Source organism: Streptomyces sp. NPDC005799 (genome assembly GCF_040630525.1).
GTDB lineage: Bacteria > Actinomycetota > Actinomycetes > Streptomycetales > Streptomycetaceae > Streptomyces > Streptomyces griseorubiginosus_B.
Map to the genome: position 1 here is coordinate 119986 of NZ_JBEXXQ010000004.1, position 21527 is coordinate 141512.

Genomic DNA, 21527 nt, shown 5'->3' on the forward strand with positions numbered 1-21527 from the left:
CCCGCAGTATCCAGCACTACGGCGCCGCACAACACGGTGTTCACGATCACAGCACGGTCCCGGCGGTTTTCGGTCCCGGCTGTGAGAACACTTCCAGTCTTCTAACCAGCGGACACGCCGTCGAATCACACCCGTCCGTGGCTTGTGCCGACGCGCGCCGGAGTTCTACAGAGCGGGGGCCGCCGTACAGCCTCCGCGGGTCTCAGTTCGGCACGGCGAGCTCGAACCACACTGTCTTTCCCGCCGCGCCCGGCCGGGTACCCCAGCGGTGCGAGGAATGGGCCACCAGCTGCAGTCCGCGGCCCCCCTCGTCCTCGGCGTGGGCGACGCGTTCGCGGGGCGGGTCGGGCAGCGGGTCGGAGACCTCGACCAGCAGCACGGCGGGGAGGCGGGGCGAGCGGACCAGGCGGACACCGATGGGGCCGGTGGCGTGTCTCAGGGAGTTGGTCACCAGCTCGCTGACCAGCAGGGCGGCAAGGTCACCGAGGATGTCCAGGCGCCAGGTGTGGAGCTGGCCGCGGACCGCGGTGCGGGCGGTTCTCACGGCGTCCGGTTCCGCGGGAAAGGTCCACTCGGCGCAGTCGCCTTCGGTGTCGATCACGCCGATCACTTCCCGGGCCTGGAGCTCACCCCACGCATGTCCGGTTTCGTGGGGTTAATGGGCACATACCCGATATCCAGGGGGCAGTACCGTCCAGGAGGGCGCACTGTGGCACGAACGGCGTACAGCGGGGATCGACTACGTCTACGGACTCGGCTCGATGACCTTGCGGACCGCTTCCACGTCCTGGTCCAGCCAGTCCACGTCCCAGGTCTCGTGCGGGGACAGCCAGCGCAGTTCGTCATGGTCCTGGAGCGGCTTGGGGGCGGGGGACCCCGGCAGGAGGCGAGCGGTCCAGACCTGGAGGACGTACGGCGGCCTCAGCGGCCACTCCCCCGGTACGCGCCGCACGGCCTGCGCATCCACGCCCAGTTCCTCGCGCAGTTCGCGCACCAGGGCCCCCTCGGGGGCCTCCCCCGCCTCCACCTTGCCGCCCGGCAGTTCCCAGCGGCCGGCGAGCTCGGGTGGGGCGCTGCGGCGGGCGGCGAGGAGGCGACCGTCGTCGAGGAGGGCGGCTCCCACCACCACGATCCGTTCGCTCATGGGCGGGAGCCTACGGGAGTCAGTTGACCGTGCCGCCCTGGCCGTTCTGACCGATGCGCTCGACCCAGTAGAGCTGCTTGTGGCCGCGGTCGTCGAGGCTGTCGGCGATCTTCTGGGCCTCCGCCCGGGTCGCGTACCGGCCCACGCGGTAGCGATTGCCGTTGTCGTCCTGCCGTATGACGAGCCAGGGAAGAGTGATCGTGCCGTCGTTCATCGCGCCCCACCGCCCCCGCCCTCTAAGGAAACCGCAATCCGCATATGCCCGAGCCTACGCCTTACCTTCACGCAGCGAATACGGCTTTTCACAAAGAGGTACGCAACCGGCCAGATCGAGGGGGGCGCGCGAAAAGGAACGCGCCGCCTCCGGGCGTGCGCGCATCCAGTTGGCGACATGCCAGAGGCACCTGCGACGACCTGCGAGAACGTCCGGATTTCAGCGGCGGAGGAACGGGTTCCGAGGGGCGGTCGGCGGGACTCCGGGAACGGTTGCCGGGGGTAACCGCCGTGAAGGTGTGCGCTATTTCACCGGGAGGTGGTACGCGACCCGGTAGCGGTCGGCCGGGATCACCACGTCGGCGGTCTCCACGGGGCGGCCCGAGGCGTAGAAGGTGCGCTGCACGACGATGACGACATGACCCGGGACGCCGCCCAGGGCGAGCAGTTCCTCCGCGAGGCCGGGGCGGGCCCCGACCTCCTCGGTGACGTTGTCCACGATCACGTCGATCGCCGCCATGCGCTCGACGACGCCCATGCCGCCCAGCGGCCCCTCCTCGGGGAGCATCACGGGGGTGCGCCCGGTGACCGCGAGGGGCTCCCAGGAGGTGGAGAGCATCATCGCCTCGCCGGCCTCCCGGAACACGTACCGCGTGCACATCACACGGTCGCCGGGCCTGATGCACAGGCGCTCGGCGACGGCGCCGCTCGCCTCGGTCTGCTCGCTGCTCGACTCCCAGGTGCCGCGCGCGTCGGCGTCCGCCTGCTCCTGACGGAAGGGGGTGGCCCCGCCGGCCGGGCGGAAGCCGGAGCGGGCGACACTGCGGGGCACCGGCCGCTCGCGCACATACGTCCCCGAGCCCGAGCGGCCCTCGACCAGCCCCTCGGCCATCAGCACCTTGCGCGCCTCCAGGGCCACGGTGTCCGAGACGCCGTACTCCTCGCGGATTCTGGCCTGGGAGGGGAGACGGGTGTGCGGTGGCAGCGATCCGTTGGCGATCTTCTGGCGGAGATCACCCGCGACGCGCAGGTACGCCGGCTGCTCACCGAAAGTCACAGGCCGCTCCCATCAGGTTGTACAGACAGCAACAGCGTGGCAACCGTGGGTTCCGCCATGCAAGCAAAGGCCAGAGAATCACTCGATGTGGTGACATGCGGCCCCTGAAGCCTTTACGCAGGCACTTTCTCCCCGCTATGGCCGCCGTCACACCTCGACATCGGAACCTCCTCCGCCGCCGGCCTCCTGGGCGCCCGGATCGTCCGTCGCGGGTGGGGTCGTGGCGAGGCCCAGAGCCTTGCGGGCGGTGACCGACCGGCGCGGGGACTCCTGCACCGTGATCGGGCCGTAGGCGGCGTAGAAGCCGTCCGCGTCGGTGGCCGCGGCGACCTGCGCCCACTGCTTGCCCAGGGAGTCCACCTCCTTGGCGACGGCGGAGACGGGGCTCTTCGCGTCCGTCGGCCACGCGTGCTGTCGGAGCAGGCCGGCCTCCTTGGTGAACGCGTCCGACACCCGCCCCGCCCAGGCCGTGTTGACCCGCAGGTCCTCCCCGGGGCTGACGGCGGGCTGCCCGTCGAGGGCCACGTTGCCGAGGTTGACGGCCCGCAGGTAGGCGAGCTGATGGGCGTTCAGCGACCGGCCGTCGTTGCGCAGTGAGCCGGTGAGACCGGCCGTCTCGTCGGTGTTGCCGAACACGCAGGTGACGTCGCGGTCGCCGAGCCGCCAGCTCTGCCGGGTCGGCGTCAGGTAGTACACGTCCACGTCGACGGGTACGGCCCAGGCGTCCATGGCGTAGGTGTAGCGCAGCGCGTAGCACCGGGTCTCGGCGACCTGGCTGACCTTGGCGTCCCCGGGGAAGGACGGGTATCCGCCCATCGCGAACGCGGCGAAGACCTCGCCGTCGTGCCTGCCGTCGCACGGCACCTTGTCGACGTCGTAGGTGAAGCCCTCCAGGGAGCCGCCGGGCACGTCGAAGCACTCGCCCTTGGCCAGGGTGTAGGCACTGCCGTTGTCCTTCGCGGCGTCCTTGAAGCCGTCCCAGAAATCGGACACGCCTCCCGTGGCCAGCGTCAGCACCCACAGGGCGATCCCGAGCGAGGACAGCACGGAGCCCGTCACGGCCATTCCCTTGCCCCGCTCCCCCGTCCGCCGGATCTGCCCCAGCGCGATCAGTCCCAACAGCAGCCCGGCGGCCGGAACGCAGCACAGGATGCCGAGCACGAGAGAGACGACGGCGAGTCCGTTGACCGGCGCGGGCCGGTTGTACGGGCTGTATCCCTGCCCCCAGGGCTGGTACGGGTACGGCTGGGCGTTCGGCCCCTGAGCAGCGTACGGCCCCTGAGGGTACGGCGGCTGCCCGTACGGCGGCTGCGGGAACTGGCCCTGCGGGTAAGGCCCTTGGGGCTCCTGCGGCTGCGGGGGCACAGGGGGCGGGGGTATGGACACGGGTACCGTGCTCCTGTTTCGGGGCGGCGCCGGGGGTGCGCGCGGGGGCGGGCGAGGCGTACGCGCCGACGTGCTGCGCCGGCGTACCTGCCTGGGCGCATGGTAAGCGTGAGGTGAGCGGGGGTGGAACGGTGGCCGCCCCGCCTCAGTCCGCCTTCTCGACCGCCAGCCTGCGCTGTTCCTCCTCCACGATGCGCCGGGCGATGGTGGCGTCCGATATGTCGACCGCGTCCGGGGTGGCGTCGGCGGTGTCGCTGCGGCGGGCGTAGGCGTCGAAGAGGCGGTCCTTGTTCTCGAGGATGCGCAGCAGGCGTTCGTCCACGCTGTCCGTCGCGAGCAGGCGGTGCACCTGGACCGGACGGACCTGACCCATGCGGTGGGCGCGGGCCACGGCCTGGTGCTCCAGAGTCGGTTTGACCTGCGGCTCGCACAGGACGACGACGGACGCGGCCTGGAGGTTGAGGCCGACGCCGCCGGCCTCGATCTGTGCGAGCAGCACGGCGTGCCCGTCGGCGGCCGTGAAGTCGTCGACCAGGCGCTGGCGGCGGGCGGCCGGGACACCGCCCGATATGGGCCCGAACGTGTCCTCGTCCAGCGACTGTTGAACGGCGGCCAGGACGTCCCGGAAGTACGAGAAGACGACCACCTTCAGGCCGTTGGCCGCCGCTTCGGCGACCAGTTCGCCCAGCCGTTGAAGCTTCGCGGACTTCTCCGGGTCGGCATAGGCGGCCCTGCGCATGGCCATGAAGTTCCCCTCGGCGACGGCCGTGCGGTACGCGTCCTGGTCGGCGGCGCTGAACTCCTCCCACTCGTCGGTCTGCAGCAGCGCCGGCAGCTCGGTGAGCACGTCCTGCTGGTTGCGGCGCAGATAGGCGGGTGCGACGGATCTGCGGAAGACATGCGGGCCGGCCACGGCGTGGCTGTCGTGGATCTCGGGCACGAGGTCGGGCTGGAGGTAGCGGACCAGGGTGCGGAACTCCTCGACGCGGTTCTCCATCGGTGTGCCCGTGAGGAACAGGACACGGTCGCAGGCCCGCGTCCAGGCGGCGATGGAGCGGGCGCGGCGGGTGTCGGGGTTCTTGACGTAGTGCGCCTCGTCGACGACGAGCATCCCGCAAGCGGCGCCGTCGAGGGCTGTGCCGCCGGTGGCTCTGCTTCCGGCAGCGGTGCCTTCGGGTGCCGGCAGGGTGTGCAGGAGGTCGAAGGTGGTGAGGGCGACACCGCCCCGCTCACGCCACTCGGCGTACGCGTCCTGCCGGTCGGGGCCGTGCACGGGCACCGCGCGCAGGGTGCTGCGGGAGCGGATCTCCCGGGTCCAGTTGATCAGCACGCTCGCCGGGGACACCACCAGGAAGTGGGTCTGCCCCTGGGCCGCGAGGTGGGCGAGGGCGGCGATCGCCTGGACCGTCTTGCCGAGGCCCATCTCGTCGCCGAGGACGACCCGGCGCTGGGCGAGGGCGAAGCGGGCGCCGAAGGACTGGTAGCCGCGCAGCGAGACCCGGCGGTGGGTGTCGTCGAGCGGCTGGGCGTGCACGCGCCGGGCCACCTCCGAGGGCAGGAAGCCCTCGGCGGCCGCCTCGTCCGTACGGTGCTCGGAGACCTCGGCGAGCTGGCTGTAGTACTCGGCGGAGCGCAGCTCGAAGTCGACCCAGGCCTCGATGTCGGACGCCGGGCCGCGCAGCAGGTCGGTGGAGGCCTGGGCCAGTTGGAGCGGGGTGCCCTTCGCGGCCGCGTCGGCCACCAGCTCGCTCAGCCGCGCCGTCGCCTCGAGGGCGGCCTCCTTGCGGCGGCGTCCGGCGAGGGCGAGACGGAGGCGGCCGGTGGCGGGGCGGGCCGCGGGCAGCAGCTCGCGCAGGGCGCCGTCGAGCTGCGCGGCGGTGTCCACGGCCCTGCGCAGCTCCGGGCCGGCCTCGACGAGGCGGTGCAGGGCGACGACGAGGGCGGTGGTCCGGGGTTCGGGGCGGTCCACGTCGATGCGGACCGACACGGTCTCCTCGACCGCCCGCGCGATCTGCCCCGCGGCGGCCAGGGCCTGGTCGGCGGTCTGGGCGCCGACGCCGGGGATCTGCCGCAGCTGGAAGCGTCCGGCCTCGTACACCGACCGCACCGTGGTGAGCCCGGCCGCCTCCACGGCCGCGAGCCGCAGCCGGCCCTCGGTGGCGTCCTTGAGGCGGGCGACGGGGATCGACTCCAGCTCCTTGGCGACCAGTTCGTCCCGCAGCGGGGCGAGCGCGGAGCGGACCGCTTCGAGGGCGCGGGTGTGGTCCTCGAGGACGGTCCGGGCGGCGTCGTACAGCCGTGTGCCCCGCGCGCACACCTCCCGCGCCCGCCGCCCCACCGGCGCGGTCCGCGCCTCCCCCACGTCCACCATGCCGCCCCTCGCCCGCCGTCCAGCCCGGTACGCACATCTTGGCACCGGGGACCGACAACGGGGCGGCCTGTGGACAACGGGGGGCTCAGTCCCCGAACCCCGTCCGCCGGGTCAGCTTCTCCCACGCTGTGACGTCCTCGCGCACCTGGTCCAGGTGGCCCAGGACCGCGCTCACTCCGTCGTCGCCGAGGGGCAGGCGCAGGGGGGTGCGGTCCGACTCCAGGGCGCGCAGGACGAGCGCGGCCGCCTTGGCCGGGTCGCCGGCGTGCTCGTCGAAGCCGGCGTCGACCATCGCGCGCGTGCCGCCCACCGTGGCGTAGGCGCCGCCGTCGGCGCTGGCCCGTGTGCCCTCGTAGAGCGAGGTCCGGAAGGCCCCCGGCTCGACGATCAGCACCTTGACGCCGAACTCGGCGGCCTCGCCCGCGAGCGCCTCGGACATGCCCTCCAGGGCGAACTTGGTGCCGCTGTACGCCGAGAAGCCGGGGAAGGACATCTGCCCGCCCATGCTGCTCATCTGCACGACGGCCCCCGAGCGCCGCTCCCGCATGGACGGCAGCACGGCCCGCACGAGCGCAGCGGGCCCGAACACGTGCACGTCGAACAGGTCGCGCAGTTCGACGTCCGTGGTCTCCTCGAAGGCACCGACGTGCCCCCGGCCCGCGTTGTTGACCAGTACGTCGATCCGTCCGTGCCGTGCGATCACGTCCCGTACGGCCGGCTCGGCGGCGGAGACGTCGGCGACGTCCAGCCGCAGGGCCTCCACCTGGTCGGGGTGCGCGGCGACGAGATCGTCGAGGCCCTCGGGCCGCCGCGCGGCGCCCACCACCACGTCGCCGTCGGCGACCGCCGCCTCCGCGAGGGCCCGCCCGAGTCCGCTGCTCGCACCGGTGATCAGCCACACCTTGTTCATGACACCTCTCCTGAATCGGTCCGCGTCCAGGCTGCTCCCGGCGCCCACGGCCCGTCCAAGACCTACGCTGACAACCGATGGTTATGACGACGGACGTCCATGTACGCGACCTGCGCTACTTCGTCACGGTCGCCGAGGAACTGCACTTCACCCGCGCGGCCGAACGGCTGTACGTCTCCCAGCCCGCCCTGAGCAAGCAGATCCGGGCGCTGGAGCGGCAGTTGGGGGTGCAACTGCTGCGCCGGGACCGGCAGGGTGTGGAGCTGACCCCAGCCGGCGCGGAACTGCTGCCGCACGCCCGGAGGGTGATCGAGGCGTGGGCGGAGGGCGCGTCGGCGATGCGGGAGGCGCGAACCGCGCTGCGCAGCACACTGGTCGTGGGGATGAGCACCAGCCCCGGCCGTGGCGGTCTGCTCCCGGCGATCCGCTCCCGCTTCACGGCGGCGCACCCCGGGGCCACGGTCCGGCTGCGTCAGGTCAGTTGGGAGGATCCGACGGCGGGGCTCGCGGACGGCGAGGCGGACGTGGCGTTCGTCTGGCTGCCCCTGCCCGACCAGGAGCGGTACGCCTGGACGGTGGTCGCCGAGGAGCCCCGCCTGGTCGCCCTCCCCGACACCCACCCCCTCGCCGCCCGCCCCGAGATCGACTTCGCGGACCTCGCCGACGAGCCCTTCCTCGCCCTGCCGCCCAGCGCGGGCCCCCTGCGCGACCACTGGCTGGCGCTCGAGGAACGCGGTGGCCGCCCGCCCCGGGTGGGCGCGGAGATCGCCAGCACGGAGGAGACGTACGAGGCCCTGGTCGCCGGCCTGGGGGTGTGCCTGGTGGCCACGGGCAACGTCCCGCTGGTCACCATGGGCGGCGTGGTGACCCGCCCGGTGCGCGGACTGGGCCCGAGCCGTTATGTGCTGGCGTGGCGCCGGGAGGACCGGCGGGCACTGGTGGCGGGGTACGTCGAGGCGTGCCGGCGGGTGGCGCGGGGAGGCTGATCCGCCGGTCGCCGGTCAGGCCGCGCGCTCGATCTGCCGGAGGACGGACGGAACAGTGAGCTCATTCAGCGTGGCCAGTGATCGATGCCTGAGGTCTGGGGGACACCTGATCACCGGGCCGATCATGCTGGTCCACGCCCATGCTGTTCCTGACGTACGCAGCGGGAGTCGTTCCGATTGCAGGAGGTCGTCATGGGCTTTTTGTAAGCGGCGACGACGACTGAACGCCAACATGGATTCGCCGGTCTTCGCGTTCCTCGATGATCCGGCCCATATCGCTCATCTGCGTTCCCGACAGGCACATGCTGCTGGTGAAGTATGTGGAATCCCGACGCGGGACACCGTTCTTGGCGCTCATACACACGGGATGCGGGCAGTGGCGCCAGAGTTCGATCGATCGAGGACCTCTATCGGCGGCGCGGGTGGTACAGACGGATCCTGTTGATCACGCCTTCGTCCATGAAGTGCACCCAGACGACGCTCGGAGGGCAGTGGAACGGGTCTTCCGGAGGGCTGACGAGCGCGGACTCCCAGATGACGACCTCACGGCTGGCCACTACGTTCCGAAGCTCCTGGCGGACACCGTCCGAGAGGTCACGCTCGAACGCGATCGGTAGCCGCCCGATGTCGCTGCGCAAACCGGTGGGCCAGGTCATCTCGGCGCGTGAAGACCACTGTTCGAGGAGCGCGGATCGGATGTCCCCGCGATGGGCGGATGCCAGGGTCTCCTCTGCGAGGCCGCGGTGCATCGACGTCAGCCTGCCCGCATCGTGGTGCGCCCGGTCCGACGTATCCGCGAGCGTTTGCGTCAGCTTCGTCCGTACTTGGCTGAGTCGGCTGCGCACGGTGCCCACGGGGACGCCGCACAGAGACGCGATGTCTTCGTACGACGTGACGTCGGTGAAGTAGCGCAGCATCGCCACCAGCCGCAAAGTGGACGTCAGCTCTTCCAGCGCACTCCAGATCCAGTCTCGTAGCACGTGCCGATCAAGGATTTCCGCGGGGTCGGGAGGGGCGGACAACGAGTCCTTCGAGTCAGCGAACGCGAAATCGGCCATGGGAATCGCGGACTTCTTCCGGAGCTGGGACCGGCATACGTTACGTACGATCGCCCGTAACCACGGACCGGTTGCCTCCGGATCTCGCACGTCGCCGATACGCCGTAGCGCGATGATCGCCGCTTCCTGGACGGCGTCCTCGGCACTGTGGCTGTGTCCGAGCAGGGACAGTGCCACGGCGTACATGCCCGCCTCGTGCCTGGCGAGGAGCAGCCCAAGAGCGCTCGCGTCGCCGGCCTGTGCCGCGTGCACCAATTCGGAGTCTCGTGGTAGGCCGTCCGTCCGGAAACTCAACATTCTGTCACTCTAGAACAGGACGAATTTCCAAAGCCGCGCACGTGAACCTGTGTTCAGGCAGACCATCCGCACCTGGTCCGCGACGAGTTCGGGGCGGTGCGCGGTCAGAGCGCAAGGTCGGCGGCAAGCTGGGCGGGCAGCTCGATGCGCGCGACGTCACGCCGGGGGGCGTGGTTTCGGCGAACTCGTCCGCCTCCGAGCACCCGTGGGGTGTGCACGTCCGGCCCGGCAGACGTCGTATCAGCCGCACGAGGGTCGACCGGCTCGCCCGGCCCGCCGGCATCAGCCCTACCTTGCGGAACCTTCTGCAGCCCGGAGCGTCGCCTCCCGTCCCGGAACGCCCATGCGCCACAAAAAAGAACGAGAGTGTCACACGCATTCAATGGATGTGATCGGTCTCACGCTCCCCTCCGCATGCGGCGGACGAGTTCTGAAGCGGATCGAACTTTCCGGGGCCTCACCGCATCGTGCGGGTGTGAACACAACCCATCACGTTCCCAACGGCAAGGCCCAGACCGTGGTCGACGGCGTCCGCCAGGTGTACAGAGTCGCCGGTGAAGGCCCTCTGTGCGTTGTCCAGTCCGGCGGTCCCGGCGTCCACCCCGCGTATCTGCGCATGCCGGCCCTGGAGAAGCACTTGACCATGGTCTACCTGGATCCCATCGGAGCCGGCGACAGCGACCTGCTGCCGGACGGGGACTACTCGATGCCCCGCTACGCCGACTTCGCCGTGGCGGTACTCGACGACATCGAGGCCCCCGGCGCGTACTTCCTCGGCCATTCCCACGGTGGCTTCGTCGCCCTCCAGATGGCCATCGATCACGCCGACCGCGTCGACGGCCTGATCCTCTACGACACCGCACCCGTGTACGGGCAGGAGCTGATGGACACGGCGACCCAGGAGATGGCGGTCTTCGTCGAACGTTGGTCCGACCGACCGGAGGCGGTCGAGGCGGGTCGGATGTGGGACGCATCCGAGGTGTCACGGACCCTGGAGATCACCGACGACGAGTCGCACCGGCGCTTTTTGGGCGCCATCCTGCCCGCGTACTTCGCCGACTACCGCGAGACGGTGGAGCGGGTCGGCGAGCTCGACCTCCAGGTGACCCACGACCCCAACCGGCTGAAGGTCGAGTGGGACGTACGAAGCCAACTCCAGGAGATCGACGTGCCGGCCCTGGTGATCGTCGGCACCCATGACTTCATCTGCCCGACCCGCTACGCATACGAGATGGCCGCCGCGCTGCCACACTCCCGACTGTGCGAGATGCCCGGGAGCGGCCACTTCGGGCACATCGAGGAGCCGGAAGCATTCGTCGACGCCGTGCTGGACTTCGTGCGCACCGGACAGTCAGGGGGCGATGACGAGCAAGAGGGAGTGCGGGCATGAGCCGCGTTGTGCCGGTCGGCCTGGCCGAGCAGACCGAGATCCTGGCCTACGTCGACTTCATGAGCGGCGCTCCGACACCCTTGCGGCAGGCACTGGGCGTCAATGCGCTGTCCGTCGGTCCGGCGTCCGTTCTGGCCGTGCGCCAGGATGCGAGCGGCTTCTTCAACCGGGCGGGCGGGTTCGACGACCGGGAGAGTGTCACCGAGGACGTGGTGGGCGAGGTGTGCGACTTCTACCGCCGGCAGGGGGTTTCCCAGGGCGCGTTCATGATCGGCCCGCCCCTGCTGCCACCCGACTGGGCCTCGACAGCAAAGAGGTGGAATCTCACCGAGGGCGGCCGATACACCAAACTGTGGTGCGAGACGGACGTCGCCTCGGCCCCCACCTCCGGCGTCACCCCGCTGGCTTCGGGCCTGCGGGTCGGCCCCGTCGAGCCCCACCAGGCACAGGAGTGGGCCACGGTCATGATGACCACTTTCGGGTTCGGCACGCCAGGCATGATCGACACGGCCGCGTCCTGCGTGGGCAGACCGAACTGGCGGCAGTACGCCGTCTGGGAGGGCGAGCGGATCATCGCGGTCGGGAGCGTTTTCCTCAACGGAGACTGCGCCGACATGTTCGGCGGAGCCACCCTTCCCGAAGGGCGTGGTCGGGGCGCCCAGTCGGCTCTGCTCACCGCCCGCACCCGGGCGGCCCGAGATGCCGGCTGCCGATGGCTCGTCGCCGAGACCGGCGCGCAGGGCCCTGGCGAGCACAACACATCCCTCCACAACATGCTCCGCACCGGCTTCGAGCCGCTCTACGACCGGGTCACCTGGCTCCGGCACGTGTAGATCACGGGCGCCCAGATCATGGGCGTCACGGGTCAGGTCGGCTGGGAAGGCGGCGTCATACGCGCCGTGCCGGCGGGATGAGATGCCGATGGGGTGGGCCGACGGGTGACTCCCATGTGCGCCTTCCGGGGGTGTGGCGTCCGCCTTCCACTGGATCGACGCAGAAATTCTATGGGTTCCGCCCACTCGGAACCGATTATGCGACAAACCTTCATTCGCTATTGCGGTGGCGTTGACTGCCGGCGATGGCGCACCTATGACTGGGGCGTAAATGAACAAACGACACACGGCCTTCAAGGCGGCTCTCGCCACTGGCCTGGCAATCGCCGGAACGCTGATCGTGCTCCCCGCGGAAGCGCAAGCGGCATGGCAATGTCAGGACGGGTATGTCTGCCTGTACGAGAACTCGGGGCTCACTGGATCCGCCGCTGTCCTGCCGAGGATCAATCCCAAGATGAGCGGCTACACGGGTGGCATCGAAGATCTCCGAGGATCCAAGTTCACCAATGGCAAGGACGTGAACGACGCCGTGTCATCGATCGCGAACAATACGGATCAGAACATGTTCCTTTATGCGGACGGGAACTACAACGGTTACACACAGAACAAGCACCCATGGGGTCCGATTGTGGTGCATCCGCATCAGTGGATGAATCTCGACGGTGACTACAATGACTCTCTGACGTCAGTCAGTGTCGGCCAGTACCTCGCGTGTTCTCACTCGAACGTCAGTACTTTCACCTGCCATTGGGTGAGCGATCGGGACTGACACGAATGCAGGGGTCTGGCCCCGAGGGGCCAGACCCCGTGTGACCGGCACGTCTGCCGGACGAGAGAAGTGGTGGTATGTCACCCGCTACACGTTGAAGCGGAACTCCACCACGTCCCCGTCCTGCATCACGTAGTCCTTGCCCTCCATCCGCGCCTTCCCCTTCGCGCGGGCCTCGGCGACCGAGCCGGTCTCCACCAGGTCGTCGAAGGAGATGACCTCCGCCTTGATGAAGCCCTTCTGGAAGTCGGTGTGGATGACGCCGGCGGCCTCGGGGGCGGTGGCGCCCTTCTTGATGGTCCAGGCGCGGGATTCCTTCGGGCCGGCCGTGAGGTAGGTCTGCAGGCCGAGGGTGTCGAAGCCGACGCGGGCCAGGGTCGCGAGGCCGGGCTCGTCCTGGCCGACGGACTGGAGCAGCTCCAGCGCCTCGTCCTCGTCGAGTTCGGCGAGGTCCGCCTCCAGCTTGGCGTTGAGGAAGATCGCCTCGGCGGGGGCGACCAGGGCGCGCTGCTCGTTCTTGAAGTCCTCGTCGACCAACTCGTCCTCGTCGACGTTGAAGACGTAGAGGAAGGGCTTGGTCGTCAGGAGGTGGAGGTCGTGCAGGGGCTCGGCGCGCTCGCTGCCCTGGACGATGCCGTGCGCGAAGAGCGTGTCGCCCTTCTCCAGGATCTCCTTGGCCTCCTCGACGGCCTTCACCTTCGGCGCGATGTCCTTCTTGATCCGCGACTCCTTCTGCAGGCGCGGCAGGACCTTCTCGATGGTCTGGAGGTCGGCGAGGATCAGCTCGGTGTTGATCGTCTCGATGTCGTCCTTCGGCGAGACCTTGCCGTCGACGTGGACGACGTTCTCGTCCTTGAAGGCGCGGATGACCTGGCAGATCGCGTCGGACTCACGGATGTTCGCGAGGAACTTGTTGCCCAGGCCCTCGCCCTCGGAGGCGCCGCGCACGATGCCCGCGATGTCGACGAAGTCGACGGTCGCCGGCAGGACGCGCTGCGAGGAGAAGATTTCGGCCAGTTTGGTGAGGCGCGCGTCGGGGACGCCGACCACGCCCACGTTCGGCTCGATGGTGGCGAACGGGTAGTTGGCCGCGAGCACGTCGTTCTTGGTCAGGGCGTTGAACAGGGTCGACTTGCCGACATTCGGCAGACCGACGATTCCGATCGTGAGCGACACGTTGCGACTTCCCGTACGTGAGAGGAGGGGACTGGCGAGGCTGGGCCGATCCCCCAGTCTACGGCGTGCCCGACCCCGCTCCGGCGACCGATCGAACGCATGGCCAAGCTCTGCCCTCCGGCGTGTCCGAGACGCGATTCGGCACATAAACCGACCTAGGTTGGTCGTGTGGAGCAACACAGGACGCGACCCCCGCACGACGGAACGCGACGCGGCATGCCCCCGCTGCCCCCGCATGCGGCGCACGGCGGTGCCGCGGAGGCCGGCGCCCGTCCCGCGCAGCGACGTCCGGGCGCCCGTCCGGCGTCGCGGCAGCCGGGCCCGCCGCCGGACGAGGCGGTGCGGCGGCTGCCGAACCCGCGGCTGACCGGGCTGGGCGGCGGTCTGTTCAGCGGGACGGCGATGCTCGTGCTGGGCTGCCTGGACGCGTTGCTCTTCGGGTCCTCGACGGCCTTCTACGGCGTGCTGTTCCTGCCGGTGTGCCTGCTGACGGCGGTCTGGGTGCGCAGAAACGACCTGGTGAGCGCGCCCGTCGTCGTACCGATCGCCTTCGCGGTGGGCCTGCTGCCGATCGCCGACGACGGTGGCGGCGGGCTGCTGGGCCGCCTGATGGGCCTGGTGACGGCACTCGCCACGCAGGCCTTGTGGCTGTACGGGGGGACGCTGGTCGCGGGGGTGATCGTCACCGTGCGCAAGATCGCCCTGCGGCGCCGGCAGGCGCTCCGGTATCGGAACGACCCGTTCCGCTAGCCGTCCGTCGCCGCGTGCATCGCCGCGCCCACGATGCCCGCGTTGTTCTGCAGCTGGGCCGGGACGATCTCCGCCGCGATGCCCTCGATGTGGGGCAGGAACTTCTGTGCCTTGCGGCTGACGCCGCCGCCGATGATGAACAGGTCGGGCGAGAAGAGCATCTCGACGTGGGCGAGGTACTTCTGGACGCGGTGCGCCCAGTGTTCCCAGGAGAGTTCCTCGTCGTCCTTGGCCTTGCTGGAGGCGCGCTTCTCCGCGTCGTGGCCGTGCAGTTCGAGGTGGCCGAGTTCGCTGTTGGGGACGAGGATTCCGTCGACGAACAGGGCGCTGCCGATGCCGGTGCCGAAGGTCAGCAGGATGACCACGCCCTTGCGGTCCTTGCCGGCGCCGAAGTGCATCTCGGCGACGCCCGCCGCGTCCGCGTCGTTGACCACCGTCACCGGGAGGCCGCCGAGGCGCTCGCTGAACAACGCGCGCGCGTCCGTGTCGACCCAGCTCTTGTCGACGTTCGCCGCCGTACGGATGTGGGAGCCGTCCGTGACCACGCCCGGGAAGGTCAGGCCCACCGGGCCGGTCCACCCGAACTGGTCGACGACCAGCTTGACCCCGTCGGCCACGCTGTCGGGTGTCGAAGGGTGCGGGGTGAGCACCTTGAACCGCTCCTGGGCCAGGTCGCCCCTGTCGAGATCAACAGGGGCGCCCTTGATCCCGGATCCGCCGATGTCAACGCCGAAGATCTGCATGGCCCTACGTTACGACGGACGACTGGCGGTCACTCGGCCGAGGTTGCGGTGCGCTCGGCGATCAGTGCCGCCGCCTCCTCGCGGAGGTCACGGCGGAGTTCCTTGGGCAGCGAGAAGGTGATGGACTCCTCGGCCGCCTTGACGATCTCCACGTCCTCGAAGCCGCGCTGGGACAGCCACTGAAGGACCTGCTCGACCAGGACCTCGGGGACGGAGGCGCCGGAGGTCACGCCGACCGTGGAGACGCCCTCCAGCCAGGCCTCGTCGATCTCGTCGGCGAAGTCCACCAGGTAGGCCTCGCGGGCGCCGGCCAGCTTGGCCACCTCGACAAGGCGCTTGGAGTTGGAGGAGTTGCGGGAGCCGACGACGATGACCAGGTCCGCCTCGGCGCCCATCTGCTTCACCGCGAGCTGACGGTTCTGGGTGGCGTAGCAGATGTCGTCGCTGGGCGGGGAGATCAGCTGCGGGAACTTCTCCTTGAGGGCGTCGACGGTCTCCATGGTCTCGTCGACGGAGAGCGTGGTCTGGGAGAGCCACACGACCTTGGAGGGGTCGCGGACCTCGACCTGGGCGACGTCGCCGGGGCCGTCGACCAGCGTGATGTGGTCGGGGGCCTCGCCGGAGGTGCCGATGACCTCCTCGTGGCCCTCGTGCCCGATCAGGAGGATGTCGTAGTCCTCCTTGGCGAAGCGGACGGCTTCCTTGTGGACCTTGGTGACCAGCGGGCAGGTCGCGTCGATGGTGGCCAGCCTGCCGCGCTCGGCCTCCTCGTGCACGACCGGGGCCACGCCGTGCGCGGAGAACATCACGATGTTCCCCTCGGGGACCTCCTCCGTGCGCTCGACGAAGATCGCGCCCTTCTTCTCCAGGGTCTGCACCACGTACTTGTTGTGCACGATCTCGTGCCGGACATAGATCGGAGCCCCGTACTGCTCCAGGGCTTTCTCGACGGCGATCACGGCGCGGTCCACACCCGCGCAGTAGCCCCGGGGGGCGGCGAGCAGGACACGGCGGCCAGGCGAAGCGGTCATGCGAACCATCGTAAGGCCGCGCCCGGGAGGCCGAAGATCATGTCCGGTCGACGGCGCCGGCCCGGGGTGTCAGTCGTGGCCGTTACCCTCGCGGCATGGCTCTCAACACGTCCGCGGAGACTCCCCTGCCCGTCGGTGAGGTGTCGCGGCTCATCGGCGGGTGGATCGACCGGCTGGGGGCTGTCTGGGTCGAGGGGCAGATCACGCAGTTGTCGCGACGGCCCGGCGCCGGGGTGGTGTTCCTGACACTGCGCGACCCCTCGTACGACATCTCGATCGGGGTCACCTGTTATCGGCAGACGTTCGACGCGGTGGCCGACATCGTGAGCGAGGGCGCGCGCGTGGTCGTGTACGCCAAGCCCGAGTGGTACGCGCCCCGTGGCCAGCTCTCGCTGCGCGCCGCCGAGATAAGGCCCGTCGGGGTCGGTGAACTGCTCGCGCGGCTGGAGCAGTTGAAGAAGACACTGGCCGCCGAGGGCCTGTTCGCGGCGGAGCGGAAGAAGCCGTTGCCGTTTCTGCCGCAGCTGATCGGGCTGGTGTGCGGACGGGCCTCGGCGGCCGAGCGGGACGTGCTGGAGAACGCCCGGCACCGCTGGCCCGCCGTCCGCTTCGAGGTGCGCAACGTCGCCGTCCAGGGCGTGCACGCCGTCCCGCAGGTAGTACAGGCGGTGAAGGAACTCGACGAGCTGGGCGACGTGGATGTGATCATCGTCGCGCGCGGCGGCGGCAGCGTGGAGGATCTGCTGCCCTTCTCCGACGAGCAGCTGGTGCGCGCGGTCGCCGAGTGCCGTACGCCGGTGGTGTCGGCCATCGGCCACGAGCCGGACAACCCCCTTCTCGACTACGTCGCCGACCTGCGGGCCTCCACGCCGACCGACGCGGCCAAGAAGGTCGTACCGGACGTCGGGGAGGAGTACGAGCGGGTGCGGCAGCTGCGGGACCGGGCGCGGCGGTGCGTGGAGGCCTTCGTCGAGCGGGAGGAGCGGGGGCTCGCGCACGCCCTCGCGCGGCCCTCGATAGAGGATCCGCACCGGATGATCGACGAACGGGCCGACCATGTGGCCTCGCTGGTCGAGCGGTCCCGGCGGACCCTCGGTCATCTCCTCGACCGCGCCGACTCCGAACTGACGCACACGCACGCCCGCGTGGTGGCCCTCTCCCCCGCCGCCACTCTGAAGCGCGGTTACGCCGTGCTGCAGAAGGCCGACGGCCACGTGGTGCGGGACCCGGCCGAGGTGACGGCTCAGGAGCCGTTGCGGGCACGGGTCTCCGAGGGTGAGTTCTCCGTACGAGTCGATGTCTAGGGTGGGCGGATGAGCAGCAAGGTGGCGGAAGAGGCGCTCGGGTACGAGCAGGCCCGGGACGAGCTGATCGAGGTCGTACGACGGCTGGAGGCCGGCGGGACGACGCTGGAGGAGTCCCTGGCGCTGTGGGAGCGGGGCGAGGAGCTGGCCAAGGTCTGCCGGCGCTGGCTGGACGGGGCGCGGGCCCGGCTGGACGCGGCGCTGGCGGAGGAGGAAGAGGCCGGGGACGAGGAAGGCGAGTAGCCGTACACGGACGGGTTCTTGTGAAGCGGATCACCCGGGCCCCGGTTTTTGTTGAAGCTTGAAATTCCTTGGCGTACCTTCGTCACGTCAGCCTATCCGGACCGCGGTCCGGTACGGAGTCCGACGCCACCCCGAGGAAGATCCCGCATGTCTCTCGTTCTCGACCCCGCCGCCCAGGACCTGCTGTTCCGTGAGGCCCGCACCGCGAACACCTTCACCGACGAGCCGGTGACCGAAGAGCAGGTGCAGGCGATCTACGACCTGGTCAAGTACGGCCCGACGTCCATGAACCAGTCACCGCTGCGGGTCACGCTGGTCCGCTCCGCCGAGGCCCGTGAGCGTCTGGTGAAGCACCTGGCCGAGGGCAACCAGAAGAAGACCGCCGCCGCCCCGCTGGTCGCGATCCTCTCCGCGGACAACGAGTTCCACGAGGAGCTGCCGCACCTCTTCCCGCACTTCCCGCAGGCCAAGGACATGTTCGCCGGCAGCCGCGAGGCCCGTGAGAAGAACGCCGGCCTGAACGCCGCCCTGCAGGCCGCCTACTTCATCATCGGCGTGCGCGCCGCCGGCCTCGCCGCCGGCCCGATGACCGGCGCCGACCTCGCGGGCATCCAGAAGGAGTTCCTGGACGACGACCACACCCCGCTGATGGTCGTCAACATCGGCAAGCCGGGCGAGGACGCCTGGTTCCCGCGCTCCCCGCGCCTGGAGTACGAGCAGGTCGTCACCTCGGTCTGAGCGGGTTCCGTACGACGAGAGGCCCCCGGCGGTGTCGCCGGGGGCCTCTCGCGCGCTCGGATGCGGTCACGACGTCTTCAGGGCCCGCGCCATCTCGGTCAGCTGCTGGAAGGAGCCGGTGCCCGCGACCACGGTGGTCGAGCCCTTGGCGGGCAGCACCAGGGCGTGGTAGCGGCCGCCGGTGTAGCGGGTCCAGGTCCGGCCGTCGATCCGCTGGGTGTTCTTGGTGGCCGTCGCGCCCTGGGTGGCCTGGTCGATGAACTCCGACGGCTTCTGAGTGGACTGCTCGATCTGCACGTACTGACCGTCGGGGGCGTGGAAGCCCAGGTGCCAGGCGTCGGAGTTCGCGCCGTCGAAGCGGACCGAGGTCGCCTTCCAGGCCGTCGGCAGGCCCTCGGGGGCGGCCACCGGGTAGGCCGCGGAACGGCGCGCCGTGAGGAGCTCGACGCGGTAGTCCACCCGGGGGATGTCGGGAGCGGAGTCGTCGTGCGGGATGAACACGTAGATGAGCGCCGCCGCGATCCCGATCAGGCCCAGGGAGAGGATCATGTCCCGGACCGTTTTCTGCTTGCCGTTCGAACCTGCCACGCCCCCTATCGTCGCAGGTGCCCGGTCCGCTCATCCGTGGGGTCCCCTGCTCATTTTGTCGGACTGACGATAGAGTCGAGAGTCGAACCCTCATCCGGCCGTCGTCGTATCAGAAAGGTGCGCCTCGATGACCGAGCATCATCACCTGCCGTCCGAGCTCGAAGTCCCCAGCGAAGCCCCCGACCGCAACCTCGCCCTGGAACTCGTCCGGGTGACCGAAGCCGCCGCGATGGCCGCCGGCCGCTGGGTCGGGCGGGGCGACAAGAACGGCGCCGACGGTGCCGCGGTGCGCGCCATGCGGACCCTCGTCCACACGGTGTCGATGAACGGCATCGTGGTCATCGGCGAGGGCGAGAAGGACGAGGCGCCGATGCTCTTCAACGGGGAGCGTGTCGGAGACGGCACGGGGCCGGAGTGTGACATCGCCGTCGACCCGATCGACGGCACGACCCTGACGGCCAAGGGCATGCCGAACGCGATCGCCGTGCTGGCGGCCGCCGACCGCGGGTCGATGTTCGACCCGTCGGCCGTGTTCTACATGGACAAGCTGGTCACCGGGCCCGAGGCGGCGGACTTCGTCGACATCGACGCGCCGGTGTCCGTGAACATCCGGCGGGTCGCCAAGGCCAAGCGGTCGACCCCGGAGGACGTGACGGTGGTGATCCTGGACCGGCCGCGGCACGAGGGGATCATCAAGGAGATCCGGGAGGCGGGCGCGCGCATCAAGCTGATCTCCGACGGTGATGTCGCCGGGTCCATTTACGCGCTGCGCGAGGGCACCGGCGTCGACATGCTGCTCGGCATCGGCGGTACGCCGGAAGGGATCATCTCGGCCTGCGCGGTGAAGTGCCTGGGCGGGACCATCCAGGGCAAGCTGTGGCCGAAGGACGACGCGGAGCGGCAGCGGGCGATCGACGCCGGGCACGATCTGGACCGGGTGCTGATGACCGACGACCTGGTCTCCGGGGAGAACGTGTTCTTCGTCGCGACCGGGATCACCGACGGCGAGCTGCTGCGCGGGGTGCGGTACCGCTCGGAGACCGCGACGACCGACTCGATCGTGATGCGCTCGAAGTCGGGCACGGTCCGGCGGATCGCCTCCGACCACCGGCTGAGCAAGCTGCGGGCCTACAGCGCGATCGACTTCGACCGGGCCAAGTAGCGGCGGCGGGCACGTGAACACGGAGGCGCCCCCTGGTGCGGAGGGGGCGCCCGGCTCACGTGCGTCTCGCGGCTAGCCCGCCTGCGCTATACGGCCCTGCGCCCGCGCGGCCTTCTTCAGCTCCATCTCGCGGCGTCGGCGGCGGGCCAGGACCACGCGGCGTTCCGCGGCGGTCAGGCCGCCCCAGACGCCGTAGGGCTCGGGCTGCAGCAGGGCGTGTTCGCGGCACTCGACCATGACCGGGCAGCGGGCGCAGACCCGCTTGGCCGCCTCCTCGCGGGAGAGCCGGGCGGCGGTGGGTTCCTTGGAAGGGGCGAAGAACAGGCCGGCCTCGTCGCGCCGGCACACCGCCTCGGTGTGCCATGGAGCGTCTTGGTCCCTGTCCCGCACTGGCCCCCGCTGGGCCGGTACGGCAGCTACCTGCAGGGACGTATGCGGCGGTTGCAGCACGGTCTACTCCTGACGACGGCTTCGCGAGCGAGAGACGATGCAGCAAGCCCTACCCGCTGTGCGCGCGCCTATGCACTGAGTTCCGAACCGCTGGAATCCACGATTCACACTTGTCAATGGCCCAGGTGTTTGCGCAAACTCCGGTCGACCTTGCGCTGAACGCGATCGAGGATGTCGGCGACGAGCTTGCCCCGCTTGGGCCGCGCCTCCACGTTGCCCAGCACGGCCCAGCCGTCGACGTAGACGACGGGGGCGTCCGGGTCGGACGAATCCAGCGGAGCCACCTCGAAGTTGCCGAGCACACCACCGCCGGTGCCGCGCAGCGACACGTTCTCCGGGACGCGTACCTCGATGTTGCCGAAGACCGAGACCGCCTTGACCACGACCTGCTGGTACTCGAAGAGGGCCTCGCTGAGGTCTATCTCCACGCTTCCGAAGATCGCGTACGCGTGGATACGGCGGCCGGCCCGCCAGCGGCCCTTGCGCATGGCGCTGCTGAACACCGCCACAACGTTGTCGTCCGGGTCCACCGGGATCGCACCCAGGGTGGGGCGGCTCGGGGCCGCGGCGAAGGCGGGGGCCGCGCGATGGCGGTGGGCGGCCGGCAGGTCCCGTATGAAGACCTCCAGCTCGCCGACCGTCTTGGCGGCGAGCACGCCCTCCACCCGCTCGGCGTGCTCGTCGGCGGTCAGACGGCCCTCGGCGAGGGCCTCGCGCAGGATGTCGGCGACACGGTCCCGGTCGGCGTCCGAGGCACGCAGCTCCGGCGCCGCGGGGGCGGGTTCGGTGTGCTTCTGAAGGTCCACGGCAGCAGCGTACCCAAACACGATAGATCGCGACACCCCCGACTGAGCCCTACCTCACAGGCTTCCGGCCTTGGACAGGTTCTAGGCTGGTGAGGCCCGCCAACGTCGGCGGGTCGTCGTCT

Annotated in this window: 23 protein-coding genes; 9 read left to right on the plus strand and 14 right to left on the minus strand. The window is 70.0% G+C overall.

Annotated elements, in window-relative coordinates:
- Nucleotides 1-202: 202 nt before the first annotated feature.
- From ABZ453_RS05895 to ABZ453_RS05925, 7 genes are all read right to left on the minus strand, one after another.
- Nucleotides 203-610, minus strand: a complete 408-nt coding sequence (locus ABZ453_RS05895) for an ATP-binding protein (RefSeq protein ID WP_359011934.1) — start codon at nucleotides 608-610, stop codon at nucleotides 203-205.
- A 135-nt stretch (nucleotides 611-745) separates the two neighbouring features.
- Nucleotides 746-1144, minus strand: coding sequence for a (deoxy)nucleoside triphosphate pyrophosphohydrolase (locus ABZ453_RS05900; protein ID WP_359011936.1), 399 nt, complete (start codon nucleotides 1142-1144; stop codon nucleotides 746-748).
- Between the two features lie 19 nt (nucleotides 1145-1163).
- Nucleotides 1164-1358: an SPOR domain-containing protein gene (locus ABZ453_RS05905; RefSeq protein ID WP_359011938.1), complete on the minus strand. Its 195-nt coding sequence runs from the start codon at nucleotides 1356-1358 to the stop codon at nucleotides 1164-1166.
- Between the two features lie 303 nt (nucleotides 1359-1661).
- Nucleotides 1662-2414: a GntR family transcriptional regulator gene (locus ABZ453_RS05910; protein ID WP_359011940.1), complete on the minus strand. Its 753-nt coding sequence runs from the start codon at nucleotides 2412-2414 to the stop codon at nucleotides 1662-1664.
- A 147-nt stretch (nucleotides 2415-2561) separates the two neighbouring features.
- Entirely contained in the window at nucleotides 2562-3800 is a 1239-nt protein-coding gene (locus ABZ453_RS05915) for a DUF4190 domain-containing protein (RefSeq protein ID WP_359011942.1), read from the minus strand.
- A 145-nt stretch (nucleotides 3801-3945) separates the two neighbouring features.
- Entirely contained in the window at nucleotides 3946-6171 is a 2226-nt protein-coding gene (locus ABZ453_RS05920; protein ID WP_359011943.1) for a DEAD/DEAH box helicase, read from the minus strand.
- 85 nt (nucleotides 6172-6256) lie between these two features.
- The gene (locus ABZ453_RS05925) at nucleotides 6257-7081 is read right to left on the minus strand and encodes an oxidoreductase (protein WP_359011945.1); all 825 of its coding nucleotides are present in this window, start codon (nucleotides 7079-7081) and stop codon (nucleotides 6257-6259) included.
- 77 nt (nucleotides 7082-7158) lie between these two features.
- Here ABZ453_RS05925 and ABZ453_RS05930 point away from each other — a divergent pair, with 77 nt between their 5' ends.
- Nucleotides 7159-8067, plus strand: a complete 909-nt coding sequence (locus tag ABZ453_RS05930; protein WP_359011946.1) for a LysR family transcriptional regulator — start codon at nucleotides 7159-7161, stop codon at nucleotides 8065-8067.
- A 407-nt stretch (nucleotides 8068-8474) separates the two neighbouring features.
- Here the strand turns inward: ABZ453_RS05930 and ABZ453_RS05935 are convergent, their stop codons facing one another.
- Nucleotides 8475-9377, minus strand: a complete 903-nt coding sequence (locus ABZ453_RS05935) for an RNA polymerase sigma factor (protein ID WP_359011948.1) — start codon at nucleotides 9375-9377, stop codon at nucleotides 8475-8477.
- A 520-nt stretch (nucleotides 9378-9897) separates the two neighbouring features.
- On the opposite strand from ABZ453_RS05935, the gene ABZ453_RS05940 reads away from it, so the two are divergent.
- From ABZ453_RS05940 to ABZ453_RS05950, 3 genes are all read left to right on the plus strand, one after another.
- Nucleotides 9898-10812 (plus strand): alpha/beta hydrolase, encoded by a 915-nt coding sequence (locus tag ABZ453_RS05940; protein ID WP_359011950.1) that lies wholly within the window; start codon nucleotides 9898-9900, stop codon nucleotides 10810-10812.
- Nucleotides 10809-11645, plus strand: coding sequence for a GNAT family N-acetyltransferase (locus tag ABZ453_RS05945; RefSeq protein WP_359011952.1), 837 nt, complete (start codon nucleotides 10809-10811; stop codon nucleotides 11643-11645). Before ABZ453_RS05940 ends, ABZ453_RS05945 begins: the two co-directional genes overlap by 4 nt.
- 271 nt (nucleotides 11646-11916) lie before the next feature.
- A complete protein-coding gene (locus tag ABZ453_RS05950) occupies nucleotides 11917-12414 on the plus strand; it encodes a peptidase inhibitor family I36 protein (RefSeq protein WP_359011954.1) in 498 nt (165 codons plus the stop codon).
- 87 nt (nucleotides 12415-12501) lie between these two features.
- Here the strand turns inward: ABZ453_RS05950 and ychF are convergent, their stop codons facing one another.
- Nucleotides 12502-13590 (minus strand): redox-regulated ATPase YchF, encoded by a 1089-nt coding sequence (ychF, locus tag ABZ453_RS05955; protein WP_359011956.1) that lies wholly within the window; start codon nucleotides 13588-13590, stop codon nucleotides 12502-12504.
- A 216-nt stretch (nucleotides 13591-13806) separates the two neighbouring features.
- On the opposite strand from ychF, the gene ABZ453_RS05960 reads away from it, so the two are divergent.
- Nucleotides 13807-14340 (plus strand): DUF6542 domain-containing protein, encoded by a 534-nt coding sequence (locus ABZ453_RS05960; RefSeq protein WP_359011958.1) that lies wholly within the window; start codon nucleotides 13807-13809, stop codon nucleotides 14338-14340.
- Here the strand turns inward: ABZ453_RS05960 and ppgK are convergent.
- Nucleotides 14337-15083: a polyphosphate--glucose phosphotransferase gene (gene ppgK / locus ABZ453_RS05965; RefSeq protein WP_356762168.1), complete on the minus strand. Its 747-nt coding sequence runs from the start codon at nucleotides 15081-15083 to the stop codon at nucleotides 14337-14339. The genes ABZ453_RS05960 and ppgK overlap by 4 nt on opposite strands.
- A 29-nt stretch (nucleotides 15084-15112) precedes the next feature.
- A complete protein-coding gene (locus ABZ453_RS05970) occupies nucleotides 15113-16123 on the minus strand; it encodes a 4-hydroxy-3-methylbut-2-enyl diphosphate reductase (RefSeq protein WP_359011960.1) in 1011 nt (336 codons plus the stop codon).
- An 86-nt stretch (nucleotides 16124-16209) separates the two neighbouring features.
- Between ABZ453_RS05970 and xseA the strand changes: the two genes are divergently transcribed.
- The 3 genes from xseA (at nucleotide 16210) to ABZ453_RS05985 (ending at nucleotide 18399) form a co-directional block, all read left to right on the plus strand.
- Entirely contained in the window at nucleotides 16210-17418 is a 1209-nt protein-coding gene (xseA, locus tag ABZ453_RS05975) for an exodeoxyribonuclease VII large subunit (protein ID WP_359011962.1), read from the plus strand.
- A 9-nt stretch (nucleotides 17419-17427) separates the two neighbouring features.
- Nucleotides 17428-17661: an exodeoxyribonuclease VII small subunit gene (locus ABZ453_RS05980; RefSeq protein ID WP_133044420.1), complete on the plus strand. Its 234-nt coding sequence runs from the start codon at nucleotides 17428-17430 to the stop codon at nucleotides 17659-17661.
- A 147-nt stretch (nucleotides 17662-17808) separates the two neighbouring features.
- Complete coding sequence (locus ABZ453_RS05985; protein WP_359011964.1) at nucleotides 17809-18399, plus strand: malonic semialdehyde reductase; 591 nt, start codon at nucleotides 17809-17811, stop codon at nucleotides 18397-18399.
- A 66-nt stretch (nucleotides 18400-18465) separates the two neighbouring features.
- On the opposite strand, the gene ABZ453_RS05990 is transcribed toward ABZ453_RS05985, so the two are convergent.
- Nucleotides 18466-18987 carry a DUF4245 domain-containing protein gene (locus ABZ453_RS05990; protein ID WP_359011966.1) on the minus strand — a complete coding sequence of 174 codons (522 nt, stop codon included), beginning with the start codon at nucleotides 18985-18987 and terminating at the stop codon, nucleotides 18466-18468.
- A 127-nt stretch (nucleotides 18988-19114) separates the two neighbouring features.
- Here ABZ453_RS05990 and glpX point away from each other — a divergent pair, with 127 nt between their 5' ends.
- Entirely contained in the window at nucleotides 19115-20149 is a 1035-nt protein-coding gene (gene glpX, locus ABZ453_RS05995) for a class II fructose-bisphosphatase (RefSeq protein ID WP_356762174.1), read from the plus strand.
- A gap of 72 nt (nucleotides 20150-20221) precedes the next feature.
- Here glpX and ABZ453_RS06000 read toward each other — a convergent pair whose 3' ends face one another.
- Together ABZ453_RS06000 and ABZ453_RS06005 are read right to left on the minus strand one after the other, a co-directional pair.
- Nucleotides 20222-20599, minus strand: coding sequence for a WhiB family transcriptional regulator (locus ABZ453_RS06000; RefSeq protein ID WP_133044416.1), 378 nt, complete (start codon nucleotides 20597-20599; stop codon nucleotides 20222-20224).
- 113 nt (nucleotides 20600-20712) lie between these two features.
- Nucleotides 20713-21405, minus strand: coding sequence for a DUF1707 domain-containing protein (locus ABZ453_RS06005; RefSeq protein WP_359011969.1), 693 nt, complete (start codon nucleotides 21403-21405; stop codon nucleotides 20713-20715).
- Between the last annotated feature and the right edge of the window lie 122 nt (nucleotides 21406-21527).